At 45.2% G+C, this 12787-nt stretch carries 13 protein-coding genes; 9 read left to right on the forward strand and 4 right to left on the reverse strand.

The features are described from left to right. Positions 1-15: 15 nt before the first annotated feature. From E7X56_RS10925 to E7X56_RS10935, 3 genes are all read right to left on the reverse strand, one after another. On the reverse strand, positions 16-627 hold the full coding sequence (locus tag E7X56_RS10925; RefSeq protein ID WP_091689173.1) for an orotate phosphoribosyltransferase-like protein: 612 nt from the start codon (positions 625-627) through the stop codon (positions 16-18). A gap of 74 nt (positions 628-701) precedes the next feature. Continuing rightward, the gene (locus E7X56_RS10930) at positions 702-1181 is read right to left on the reverse strand and encodes an NOB1 family endonuclease (RefSeq protein WP_135606784.1); all 480 of its coding nucleotides are present in this window, start codon (positions 1179-1181) and stop codon (positions 702-704) included. 70 nt (positions 1182-1251) lie between these two features. Next, entirely contained in the window at positions 1252-2616 is a 1365-nt protein-coding gene (locus tag E7X56_RS10935; protein WP_135606785.1) for an ATPase domain-containing protein, read from the reverse strand. A 115-nt stretch (positions 2617-2731) separates the two neighbouring features. Between E7X56_RS10935 and E7X56_RS10940 the strand changes: the two genes are divergently transcribed. Further along, the gene (locus E7X56_RS10940; RefSeq protein ID WP_256360064.1) at positions 2732-3529 is read left to right on the forward strand and encodes an NAD+ synthase; all 798 of its coding nucleotides are present in this window, start codon (positions 2732-2734) and stop codon (positions 3527-3529) included. A 4-nt stretch (positions 3530-3533) separates the two neighbouring features. Here E7X56_RS10940 and E7X56_RS10945 read toward each other — a convergent pair whose 3' ends face one another. Continuing rightward, on the reverse strand, positions 3534-4817 hold the full coding sequence (locus E7X56_RS10945) for a tRNA(Ile)(2)-agmatinylcytidine synthase (protein ID WP_135606786.1): 1284 nt from the start codon (positions 4815-4817) through the stop codon (positions 3534-3536). Between the two features lie 73 nt (positions 4818-4890). Here E7X56_RS10945 and E7X56_RS10950 point away from each other — a divergent pair, with 73 nt between their 5' ends. The 8 genes from E7X56_RS10950 (at position 4891) to E7X56_RS12240 (ending at position 12694) form a co-directional block, all read left to right on the forward strand. Next, the gene (locus E7X56_RS10950; protein WP_135606787.1) at positions 4891-5862 is read left to right on the forward strand and encodes a transcriptional regulator; all 972 of its coding nucleotides are present in this window, start codon (positions 4891-4893) and stop codon (positions 5860-5862) included. Positions 5863-5982: 120 nt separating this feature from the next. Continuing rightward, entirely contained in the window at positions 5983-6591 is a 609-nt protein-coding gene (purN, locus tag E7X56_RS10955) for a phosphoribosylglycinamide formyltransferase (protein ID WP_135606788.1), read from the forward strand. Positions 6592-6636: 45 nt separating this feature from the next. Next, a complete protein-coding gene (gene glyA / locus E7X56_RS10960; RefSeq protein WP_091689185.1) occupies positions 6637-7881 on the forward strand; it encodes a serine hydroxymethyltransferase in 1245 nt (414 codons plus the stop codon). 23 nt (positions 7882-7904) lie between these two features. Next, positions 7905-8765 carry a bifunctional methylenetetrahydrofolate dehydrogenase/methenyltetrahydrofolate cyclohydrolase gene (locus tag E7X56_RS10965; RefSeq protein WP_135606789.1) on the forward strand — a complete coding sequence of 287 codons (861 nt, stop codon included), beginning with the start codon at positions 7905-7907 and terminating at the stop codon, positions 8763-8765. Between the two features lie 71 nt (positions 8766-8836). Next, a complete protein-coding gene (gene folP, locus E7X56_RS10970) occupies positions 8837-10063 on the forward strand; it encodes a dihydropteroate synthase (RefSeq protein WP_135606790.1) in 1227 nt (408 codons plus the stop codon). A 2-nt stretch (positions 10064-10065) separates the two neighbouring features. After that, on the forward strand, positions 10066-10680 hold the full coding sequence (locus E7X56_RS10975) for a methylenetetrahydrofolate reductase C-terminal domain-containing protein (RefSeq protein ID WP_135606791.1): 615 nt from the start codon (positions 10066-10068) through the stop codon (positions 10678-10680). 332 nt (positions 10681-11012) lie between these two features. After that, positions 11013-11819, forward strand: coding sequence for a hypothetical protein (locus E7X56_RS10980; protein ID WP_135606792.1), 807 nt, complete (start codon positions 11013-11015; stop codon positions 11817-11819). 749 nt (positions 11820-12568) lie between these two features. Continuing rightward, entirely contained in the window at positions 12569-12694 is a 126-nt protein-coding gene (locus tag E7X56_RS12240; protein WP_256360065.1) for a hypothetical protein, read from the forward strand. Positions 12695-12787: the final 93 nt, after the last annotated feature.

The following is a 12787-nucleotide window of genomic DNA, read 5'->3' on the forward strand; positions in this document are numbered from 1 at the left end:
GGGGATCTTCCCCTTTCAGTCTACACGTGTGATACGTACCAGTGAGCTCATAGGGACATTGGCGATCAAATCTGAATTCATCTTGTCCAGAATTACAGCTATGGCAACAGGATTCGCACCGACATCGCGAAGTTGTTCCACCACGTCTGTGATAGTAGCACCGGATGAGACGACATCATCCACGATAATGCAGTTCTTTCCCCTGACATCGGCGAAGTTCCTGCTAAAGATACCCCTCTGACGACTCTTTTCTTTCTGGTCATCATAATCGTGGAAAATGGCGAACTCAAGTCCAAGTTCATCTGACATTATTGTAGCGATAGGTATTCCGCTAAGCCCAATTCCTATCACGAGGTCAGCTATCTGATCGGTCTTCTCCAGTGACTCTGCAACCATATCACAGAGTGCCTGTGATACACACTTGAGCCTGAAAGAACTCTGCCCGATATTGCTCCAGTTCACGGAGATGTCCTTTGGTGCAGGAGCAACGACGTCCTTCTTTGAACGTGTCAAAAGCCATGTGACGGTTTCCCGGGATACGTTGAGCTCGTTTGCTATCTGACCTGTGACAAGGCCGTTAGCTTGCAATTCAACTGCTTTCTGGATCATTTCTTCTATATTATTCATATTATCCCAGCTTTAATCTCAATTAGAAATATTGTATTCTCTTTCTTTCACCTTGTTATAGGTCATATCTACGGTTATAGTTTTCTTTTCCTGACCTTCTTCAATGGCGATCCACAAACAGGGCATACATCGCCTTCATCGAACTTACGCCTGCAGGCAGTGCACTTCTTTCCCCATACAAGGACGTCACGTATCTTCTTCTGAGCAATGGGCTTGAATTCAATACCAAGAACTGAGGCTACGTTCTGTACAGCATAATCGTCAGTTAGCAGAATTGACTCCTCTTTATATTCAAATGCCTTTGCGAGGATATCGATGTCTGTATCCGAAAGCTCTTCGACGTCACGTGTCTCTTTCGCAAGCGAAATCACCTTTTTCCTGATGTCAGGGTCAGGTTGTTCTACCCGGGTACCCGTCTCGCACGCGATCTCAAATCGCATAAGGGCTTCCTGGCTCTTCATCTCATTCCTGACAGTAGGTACTGTTATGAATTGTGAAGGGTTGCCATCATAGCCATAAATAAAAACTGCGGAGTCCGTAATATAGAATTTCATATTTGTTTAGTCCAAGCCTGTGTTCATATTTTGATATTTCTCATCAGGCTTATAACTATGCATCCCCCCTTCATTGGGAGGATGGCAATATGATGTCAACTCCGGAACTTCTGACCTCGAATTGCCTTATGCCGGTATCGTGTGCACTTCCACGCATTTTGAGTACGGTAATTGTCTTTTCGGTCTTTGCTTCCTCTTCTCTCAGGGAAAGCAGGACAGAGGAATCCATTCCATAGTCGTTTATATCCCGCATCGTTTCGTTCACATCTGTTCTTTGTGCAAACATTGCTGTGATACCGTTCGATCTGAAGATATCTGCAAGGAGCTTGATGTGGTCCTTTGCATCAAAAGGAGTCATAAGGTCGTTGAATACATGGATGTCATCCACAAAAATACGTTTGATATCCATTTCCTTTATCATTGACCGGAGTTTGATAGCATGTTCTCCTGCTTCAAGATCGGAAGGGTTGGTGTAAAGAACCCTGACGAGTCCGGAAGCAATATGGCCGCTGATGCCATGTCCGATAGATCTTGCATTGTTGATCGTCTGTTTATCGGATTCGACAAAGGAAACGATCATGCCTTTTTCACCGGAGCTTGCCCCTTCTGCAATGAACTGGGTTCCGATGGTGGTCTTACCGGTACCACAGCTACCGGATATGAGCATTGTGGAGCCTTCGAAAACTCCTCCCTCTGTCATAGTGTCAAGCCCGGCAACACCCGTTGAAACACGGTTCGTGGAATATGGCATGTCCGGTTCAGGCAGTTCCTGCTTGTGGAGTATTACGCCTTCATCTGTTATTGTAAATGGATGTTTGCCAGTCCTGTACCCCTGACCTCTCAGTTTAAGTATCTCAAGGTGGCGCACCCGGCGTTTGTTAACCTCATCATCGGACAGGTAAATGACACCATCGGAAACATGGCTCAGGTCACTTGTCATAAGTTCTTCTTTTGTGAACTCTCCGGTCGCGATCACCAGGGCATCCCATTTTTTCATGCGCAGGAACAGGTCGTAATAGAACCTGCGTTTTGCTTCCTTGTCAAGCGTGCTTCCGATTGCAGTTATCGGGTCAATGACAATCCGGTCCGGCTTTATCTTCTCGATGGATTCCTCGAGGTTCCACATGAACGAATAGATACCTTTGTCAAGAGTTTCGGTACCGATCGGTATGTAGTTCATGTTGCCGGTGGACAGCAGGGAAATATTGTAAAAACTGAGCTTTGACATGAAGTTGTTGACCATTGCAATAGGCTCGTTCAATGATGTGACATACATACACACCTCCTTTTTCTCGGAGGCAGTAAAGACCGACTGCATTGCAATTGTGGTTTTTCCAGAACCCGCCGGACCTGCTATTAGTATGGCAGAAGGTCTCGGGAATCCTCCCTTCAATATCTTATCAAGTCCCAATATCTCAGATCGCATCAGATTCATTATAGCACCTACAATATATTTAGAATAATTTCTGTGACCACTGTATTAAAGGTTATGTCATATACAGTGTATTTGAACATGAAATCTAAATATGGAGCTCCTATTATATCATCAAATGGAACTTGATAGCATGGACATGGAAAAAGCGAAGGATATTATTGTGGATTTTATCGGGACAAAGCTGGGTGAAGCAGGGATACCCGGAGCTGTTGTGGGAATCAGCGGTGGCATTGATTCAGCACTTGTGGCATATCTTGCAGTTGAAGCGCTGGGTGCTGAGAATGTACTGGGTATCCATATGCCGGAGAACACAACCCCCGAATCCGAAGTAAATGATGCAAAAGAGGTCGCAGAGAGACTGGGTATCGATCTCAAGATGATACCTATCTCTGATATCCTTGGTTCTTACAAGAGTATAATGCCTGTCATTTCTGAAGCCACAGCTCCTGTTGACGGGAACCTGAAAGCAAGAATAAGGATGTCTGTCCTTTACTACTATGCTAATATGCTTGGCAGGGTCGTGATGGGTACCGGCAACAAGACCGAGATCCTTCTGGGCTACTTCACAAAATACGGCGATGGCGGTGTTGACCTTGAACCTATAGGTGACCTGTACAAGACCGAGGTCAGGGAAATGTCAAAGATGCTTGGTCTGCCTGAAAGCATCCTCAACAAAGCACCTTCTGCAGGACTGTGGGAAGGGCAGACTGACGAGGAAGACCTGGGTGTTCCCTATGAGACCATTGACAAGGTCCTGGAACCTATACTTGCAGGTGAAGGTCATGAACGTGTGAGTGCAAGGCTTGGAGTTCCCATGGAGGACATCGATTCACTGCTGAGGCGCTTAAGGGCCAACATACATAAACGGACAACTCCTCCGATAGCGGATCTCGATGAGCTTCGGGAAGACTGAACGATCATCTTGATGGGAATATCTTCCCATCTTCTTTCATACAGCGTACAAGAGGCATTGCAAGATGTCGGCGTGCGCATGGCGGGACCTCATATGTTCCCGTCTCAATATCTCTTTCTACTTCTATACGTTCAGCAGAATCGGCAGACGTTCCGCACTTTTTACAGCGATAACCCTGCCCCTTGCCTGCGGATTTCATATTCTTGCCACATTCCGGGCACGAAGGGTTAACAGATTCATATTTTTCTGCAAGGGATATTATCTTTATTTTTTCGATATTCAGCGTACTGTTCTTAACACTACCTGAGAATACGATCCTGTCTCCCGGGATGAACTTGCGGGCAAGTTCCCTGAAGTTCTTGGTAGGTTCATAAGCAGCACAGTCCATCTCATCTCCTGAATCATCCCGGATGGAGAATATGGTATGTCCTCCCCTGATGGTCTGTGGATCGGTTGCCACTGTCACTTCGATAGTGTAGGAATGCAGGTCCCTGATATCCGCGATCTTTTCTACAGGTATAAGATGAAGGTCTGTTCCCTGGTCTGTCCGGTAGACCATGTAGCGTTCTACAGGTTCGGAGCTTATCATCCGGGAGGTTCTTGTGACCACATCGATGCTGTTGCCACGGATGCCGAAAAGCACAGGGTCTCCTGCATGCGGGACACAGACCACAAGGTCGTTCGCACAGTCCACAGTATCCCACGTGTCCGGATATGTTTCCAGGTCTGCTTTTCTTACACTTTCCTCATCGACCTCTCTTGGCGTTCCCCACGCGTCCTTTTCCCTGTATGCAAGATATTCGTAAGTGTGATCCCATCCGGGATTGAGCATAGCACCACAGGCAGCAAGTGCACCGATAAGACCTCTTCCATTCTTCAATCCCTTTGATGGCAGGCCAAGTTCTGAAATAAGGTTCTTTGCATCCTCTATTTCCAGCACTTCGCGTACAGCCTGCCTGAAGAAGTTCCCGAGTGCTTCCTTTACCTTTTCCTGTTCACCTTCGGGTATGAATACGATCCCCGGGTTTGTCATGTCGCTTTGCAGTTCTGCCAGCTCTTCAACTCTTGAGATCACATGTTCCATGACCTTTTCCGGTTCCCTTGTATCAATTTCAAACGCTGTAGATGCATTTCCGCGAGTCTTGTAGGGTATTGTCGGATTGAGGCGTATGAGTATCGGGCTGTCTATGATGTCACCGTACTCTTTTAGCTCATCCATCAGCATTGCACACAGGTATGTAGTGCACATCCCCTCTCTGGAATCGGTATCATCTATAGCTATGATCATGTTCTCTTGTTCCGTGTTCGTTTATATACTAACAAATACCTTTATATAGATGTGCAAACAATGATTTATCGTCATGACCAAGGATCTTCTGATACATCAGATCATTGAGGTATTGGAACGCGCTGATTTCACGGTTTCAAATCGATGCAATATCAGGCCTCGGAGCTTCGATCTTGCTGCACGTCAGGATAATACGCTCCTATTCTGTAAGGTCTTATACAACATTGACGGTCTGAACGAAGAGACTGCCCGGGAAATGATAGCTCTGGCAGAGTATCTTGGTGGTTATCCGATACTTGTGGGTGCAAAGACCCGTGACCAGATGCTTGAGGATAGCGTAGTGTATATGAGATATGATATACCTGCGTTGAATGTCCAGACGCTGTATGATTATTTTGTAGAGAGTGTTCCTCCGCTTGTATCCGCAGCACCCGGTGGGCTGTATGTGTCCATAGACGGGGATGTGCTGAAGAACGCAAGAATGGATATCTCTATGTCACTGGGAGCGCTTGCTTCCGAGCTTGGAGTGTCCCGTCGTACTATCAGTAAATATGAAGAAGGGCAGATGGATGCTTCAATTGACATCGTATTACATCTTGAGGAGATACTTGATGTTGCGCTTGCAAGATCCATTGACATCCTGCGTAGCTTTGAGAAAGAACTGGAGTCCCCAGGTGCCAAGGGGGAAGAATCCGAGAGGACCACTCCTCCAAATGATAATATCCTGAACTTTATCTATACATTGGGCTATGATGTCCTTTCAACGAACCAGGCACCATTTAAGGCGGTGTCCAAGGATTATTCCAGCACTTTCCTTACAGGAGTGAGCGAGTACAGCAATGCAATGCTAAAGCGAGCCCACCTCATGAGCAGTATCTCGGATGTTGTCCAGACACAATCTATTTTCATTGTGGAAGGCAAGAGCAGGTATGAGTATGTGGAGAACACTGTACTTATAGAAAGGGACGAACTTAATTCATTATCCGATGCGGACGATCTTGAAACCCTTATCAATGAGAGGACCAGGCATAGAAAGGAAAACTGATCGGATGTACTTTTTATTCTGCAAATTGTTTTTTGGGTATTTTTGTAAAAGGATGATCCTTGCATTTCCGGCTATATAAGTCCAAAACTCTAATATATAGCAATCTCGTATGGGTGAGCAATGACTCTCAATATTGCAGTTCTTGTCTCTGGACGCGGTTCGAACCTGCAGTCCATCATTGATAATATTGAAAATGGCTATATTCCGGATGCTGCTATCAAAGTGGTTGTCAGTGATAAAGGGGATGCCTATGCACTTGAGAGAGCTAACGATCAAGGTATTGATGCGGTATTCATAGACCCTTCAGCATTTGGTGGGAAGAAGGGCTATGAGAAAGAGGTTCTTAGGACGCTTGAGAAATATGATACACAGCTGGTTGTCCTTGCAGGATATATGCGTATCATTGGCAAGGATGTAATAGAAGCTTATAAGAACCGTATGATGAACATCCATCCCGCACTTTTACCATCCTTCATGGGATTGCATGCACAGAAACAGGCATTTGATTACGGTGTCAAGGTGGCCGGCTGTACAGTGCATTTCGTTGATGAAGGAATGGATACCGGACCGATAATCCTCCAGAGATGTGTTCCCGTGCTTGAAGGTGATACCGAGGACATGCTTGCAGACCGCATCCTGGAACAGGAACATAAGATCTACCCTGAGGCCGTAAAACTGTTCGCTGAAGACAGATTGAAGGTGGATGGCAGGATCGTATCTATCTTATAATCAATTGATCAATTAAAACGATAGCTATCAAAGGAACGATAAACTATGTCTTATATCTCAGATATCGACCCAGAAATTGCCAATGCATTGGAATTGGAGGCAGAGCGCCAGGATTACAAGCTGAACCTTATTGCTTCAGAGAACTACACAAGCCGTGCGGTCATGGAAGCACAGGGTTGCATTATGACCAACAAGTACGCAGAAGGTTATTCCGGAAAGCGCTATTATGGCGGTTGTGAATTTGTTGATATTGCAGAGACCCTTGCTATCGAGAGAGCAAAGGAGATCTTTAATGCAGAACATGTGAACGTCCAGCCACATTCCGGCTCAGGCGCAAATATGGCCGTTTACTTCTCCGTGCTTAAGCCAGGCGACAAGATCATGTCAATGGACCTTTCTCACGGTGGTCACCTCTCCCACGGAAGTCCTGTGAGCTTCTCCGGCCAGCTCTACAACATCGTGCCATATGGTGTTTCCAAAGAGAATGAGATGCTTGACTACGATGCACTTATGGAGATAGCAAAGGAAGAGAAGCCACAGATGATCGTTGTGGGAGCTTCCGCATACTCCAGAACCATTGATTTCAAGCGCTTCAGGGAAATTGCAGATGCTGTCGGAGCATACCTGCTTGCAGATGTTGCACACATCGCAGGTCTGATCGCTGCCGGTGTTCACCCAAACCCATTCCCACATGCTGATTTTGTGACAACTACCACACACAAGACCCTTCGCGGTCCAAGAGGTGGAATGGTAATGTGCAAGGAAGAATATGCAAAAGGCATTGACAAGGCAGTTTTCCCGGGAATCCAGGGCGGTCCTCTTATGCACATCATTGCTGCAAAGGCAGTTGCATTCAAGGAAGCACAGAGCGAGGCTTTCAAGAAGGACCAGGAACAGACCATAAAGAATGCAAAAGCACTTTGTGCAGCACTCCAGGAAAGAGGCTTTGATATCGTCTCCGAAGGTACCGACAACCACCTCATGCTTTTGAACCTCAACAAGTACGACATCACCGGAAAGGATGCAGAGGTCGTCATGAGCAAGGCAGGTATTGTGATCAACAAGAACACTATCCCATTCGAGACCAGAGGTCCTTTCATAACCAGCGGACTGAGGGCAGGAACTCCTGCTTCAACAACCCGTGGAATGAAGGAAGCTGAGATGGTGGAGATCGCTGATTTCTTCGAGACTATCCTTAACAACAAGGACAACGATACAGTTCTTGAAGCAGTCAATGCGGATGTGCAGGAACTGTCCAGCCGTTTCCCGATATACGAGCACTTGAAATAAATTAACACAAAGGTGGATCTGTAATGCCTAACGATGACCAGACCAAGATCATTGATGGAAGAGCTGTCGCAAAGAAAGTGGAAGCAGAGGTTAAGGCCGGAGTTGAAAAGCTCAAAAGCGAAAAAGGAATAACTCCGGGGCTGGCTACCATTCTTGTTGGCGATGACCCCGCCTCAAAGATGTATGTGAGGTTAAAACACAAAGCATGTGACCGCGTAGGTGTTTATGCAGAGGATCACCCGCTTCCTGAGTCCACGACCCAGGAAGAACTTCTTGACATTATCAGTACATTGAACTCAAGGGAGGATATTCATGGTATTCTCCTGCAGCTTCCGCTTCCCGGACATCTCAATGAACAGGAAGCAATGAATGCCATAGACCCTGCAAAGGATGCGGATGGTTTCCATCCTTTCAACATGGGCCAGCTTCTCATTGGTATCGAGGAACTTGTGCCATGTACTCCAAAGGGTGTCATTCGCGCACTTGAGGAATACAATATTGACATACAGGGCAAGCACGCAGTGATCGTAGGTCACAGCAATGTTGTGGGGAAACCCATGGCAGCAATGCTTGTGAACAGGAACGCCACTGTTTCCGTCTGCCATGTGTTCACCGAGGATACCTCAAAGTTCACGAAGGAGGCAGACATCCTCGTGGTCGCCACAGGTGTGAAGCATCTCATCAAGGAAGACATGGTAAAGGAAGGTGCTGTGATCTTTGATGTTGGTATCACGGAAGAGAACGGTAAGGTCTACGGAGACGTTGACTTTGAGAACGTCATCAAGAAAGCTGCTCTGGTCACTCCGGTGCCAGGCGGGGTTGGTCCGATGACCATTTCCATACTCATGCAGCATGTCCTGATGGCGGCACAGAAGACTGCTTAAAGGCAGTCTGCACATTTTCTTTTCAATCGTATTATATATAATCAATAAAAACTCATAATCACTGGTTATACATGGTTGTTGACGTTGACATATGTGGCTTGAAAGTGGGCGATGAGCACCCGGTGCGCTTAATGGGTGTTATAAACCTGAGCCGCGAATCTTTTTACAAGGGGTCTGTGGTTGACGCGGATTCAGTTCTTGATGTTGCTTATAAGATGGTTGACGATGGAGCCACCATCATTGACCTGGGTGCCCGATCAACTTGGCCGCTGGCAAACCCAATCACAAAACAGGAGGAATGCAGCCGCCTTTTACCTGCTCTGAAGCTTCTGAAGGACAACGTGGATGCTGTGATCTCTGTGGATACGATGTTTGCGGATATTGCAGAGAAAGCGCTGGAAAAAGGCGCTGACGTTGTCAACGATGTGGCAGGTTTTGCAATAGATGGCGGTATGCTGGAAGTTGTTGCCGATCACGGCTGTCCGGCCGTTGTCATGGCAGCGGAAAAGCTACCCGGCGATCCGATAGGAATGGATGCGATCATGCGTTCCCTTAACGACATCCTGAAGCGCTCGGAAGAGCGTGGAATTGATACTGACCAGCTTATTCTGGACCCTGCCATCGGTAAATGGGTGCCTGAAAAACTTCCGATGTACGACCTTGAGACCATCGACCAGTTCGAGCGGCTGAAAGTGTTCGAAAAACCGCTTCTTGCAGCCATCTCCCGCAAGTCATTCATCGGGGACCTGCTTAACAAGCCTGCAACCGAGCGCCTGTATGGCAGTCTGGCGGCAGCAGCGATCGTTGTTCAGAAGGGTGCACATATCATCCGTACCCATGACGTTGCAGAGACATCTGATGTTGTAAGGATCGCAGGCGCCATACGCAGCAGGCAGCCGGTCGTGGAAGAGAATGGCTTTGAGGTCAGTGTGCTGGACATATCCGATCCTGATGATGCAGCTCTTGCAATGCGAAATATCGGTGTGACTGGCACGGGTTCTACAATTATGAAAGACAAGACTGTGAACCGTGTACTACGCGTCAGTAACATTACTACCACTGAAGCCCTGATAATAAAGCAGGAGATACTGGCACGCGGCGGGGATGCAGCGCTTGAACGTGATGCGGTTTCACATGAGACCGAGAAGACCGATGTCATTGTAATGGGCACATTGCTTCAGGTCAGAAAACTTGCCGATAAGCTTGAATGCCAGGCAAGGAACCTTCCACTGGTATCAAAGATGATCAAAGATGCACTAAAACAGGAATCTGATGTGGAATACTGCTATCTGAGGTAATCATGATAATCTCATCTTCTAAACCCTTTAGCGAGATCCTTGGGATGCTGATGGACAAAGAGTCCGTTTTTATTATAGGTTGCAGTGTATGCGCTGCCAAGCAGCATGTCGGGGGAGAACCTGAGGTCGAGGAAATGTCCTCTAACCTTAAAGAGGCTGGAGTAAACGTAATCGGTGGAATCGTTGCAAAGGCTGCATGCAGCGTTCGTTCACGTGAATACCTTGAGGAACTTGCACCTGACATAAAGGATGCCGATGCAGTGCTTGTCATGGCATGCGGAAGCGGAACATCGAACATCGCACGCTTTGTGGACGTTGATGTTTATCCTGCCAACAACACCGACTCCCTGGGTGCCATGGCAGGGGACAGGATCATACATCATTTATGTGCCATGTGCGGTCAATGCACGATCGCCGAATTCGGTGGTGTCTGTCCCACAGCCCAGTGTCCCAAGGAATTGCTTAATGGTCCCTGCGGTGGTTCCATGGATGGCAAATGTGAGGTTGATCCTGAGAAGGATTGTGCCTGGGAGCTGATCTACGAGCGCCTTGAGAGGATTGGACGTCTGGATCTTCTGGACGCGGTCCGGGATGCCAAGGATCGTTTGGTGAAGTGAGTTCTGTTTTTGTAATTCGATGTGGCTTATTGTTGATCGGGTTCAAAGTAGGATGTCGGGCAAGTCTGCTGATTTCTGCCACATCTTTTTGAAAAAATAGGATCTCCCTGTGTATTCAACTGTTCACTTTCAGTTCGATGATATGGTCAGATTATATTTATAATGTGACTTAGTTAGAACATAATGCAACATCATAACGATGTTAGGGGAGTTCAGCCAGTCTTGACGGAATAACTGAAACCCCGTGCCCGAAGGCAAGGTTAAGTTTTGTTGTTTGTACTATATAAGCGTAGCTTTGCCTCTGGGGGTAAATGAATCAAAGAGGTAAATACATGAAAACACATGAAAAGGTGAGAATGAGTGCCATGTTTATGGCACTTTTAGTTGTTAGCTTAGCATTTGTGCCTGCTGCAAGTGCAAAAGCCGAAATTACTTGGCAAGAGCAAATGCTGGAATCTAATGGAATTTCTGTTAACGATTTTAATGTCAAAATGACCAGTTATGAAAAGGTTGGAGATGAGATCCACTATAACGGTGACTTCAAGATCGATGTTGAGAAAAAAGTAGATGATAAACTCAAAATGCTAAAAACAAAAGGAACATTTTCAGGAATAATAAAACCAGATGGTTCAACGCACATTGAATATATTGGTAACAATTTTGACTTACGCGTAGATTCATCAAAGATTGGAGAGAATCAAGAAAATATTTTGTACCAATTTGATCAGGTAATGACAGTTGATGGTAAAACAAAAAAGACAAATGAAATTAGAGAGGTTCCTAAAGAACAAATCGTTAATATAGACGAAGAAATGGGGACATATATAAGTGGAGAACAATCTGTTAGCCTGCTTAGCTCATCTAAGATTGATGTACCGAGCACTGCACCGTGGGGTTCCACTTTAATTTATGATGATGTTCAGTATGCAGATATTCTAGCAACAGGTGCTATTCTTACTGGAATATTGGCATATTTTGGTCTAGCTCAGGCAGCTGCATTGTCTGCCATCGCTGTCGCAGTTGGTTATGCAATAGCTGAGTATGCTGAAGTTGACACACATGACATATATCTCGATTTTTTCTTGACTCTAAACCCATTAAGTCCGATGCATGTTGAAGTCGATTATTTTTACGTTTGAAAGGGGAAGTTGTCTTCTCCTTTTATATATTTTTAAATTTAACATAGATTAATACGAGGAATTCGAATGAATACAGAATTAGCTAATGTAATGTTTTATTTTTTTATAACTATAACCTTTGTAACCGCATTCTATAATGCCTATATGGAGTGGTTCAAAGATGACTTTAGTTTACTCATCCTAATCCTCACATTGATTTTTTCATTAATTGCAGCTTTCTTAAAAAAATATGGATCTCTTCAACATCGTGTGGGTAACTAAATTTATTCACATCTACCTTTCATGCGTCATGGAATTCAAAGAACGAATGCAAATCGCAATCGAATGAGCAAAAATACCACATCACAATTAAAGGATTGTACAGGGAGATTATCTATAATTGCGAATATTTGCTTGCAGGACGTTAAAATTACCCACTCGATGTTAATGAGAACCAAAAATATATTAACAAACAAAAAATACAATAATCTCGTATTTTGGGGTAAAAGGATAGAAATTCTAGGATGAGTGTTAATAAATGAAGAGTATGTTCAAAAGGCATTCACTGCCCCCTATTGTTCCTGATAATCCTGTCTATTTTATTTCAGGATATGGAGAAGAATCCAGCGCTGGAGAAGTTATATCCCAAGGTTGACAGTATTCGCTATTTTACGAAGTAAGGATACTTCAAACATCGCACGCTTTGTGGATGTTGATGCCTATCCAGCCAAATTTAGAGTTAATTCAAATAAATTATTGGGGGCCATGAAATGCTAAAGAGAAAAGAAATTGGTAAAATTTTAATGCTTGTATTATTAGTTTCCTTTTTGTCAGTAGCTTTTGCAAGTGCTGCTGATGACAAATTCAGTACTTCACTAATTTTAGTATCCGTATGAAATAATGTTACTCGATAGCTATATATGCGGCGAATTCGCCGCCATATGTCAATTCAAACCTCCAACTCCAGACATACTCCTAAAGTTGAATTA

Source organism: Methanococcoides sp. NM1, assembly GCF_900774285.1.
GTDB classification, from domain to species: domain Archaea; phylum Halobacteriota; class Methanosarcinia; order Methanosarcinales; family Methanosarcinaceae; genus Methanococcoides; species Methanococcoides vulcani.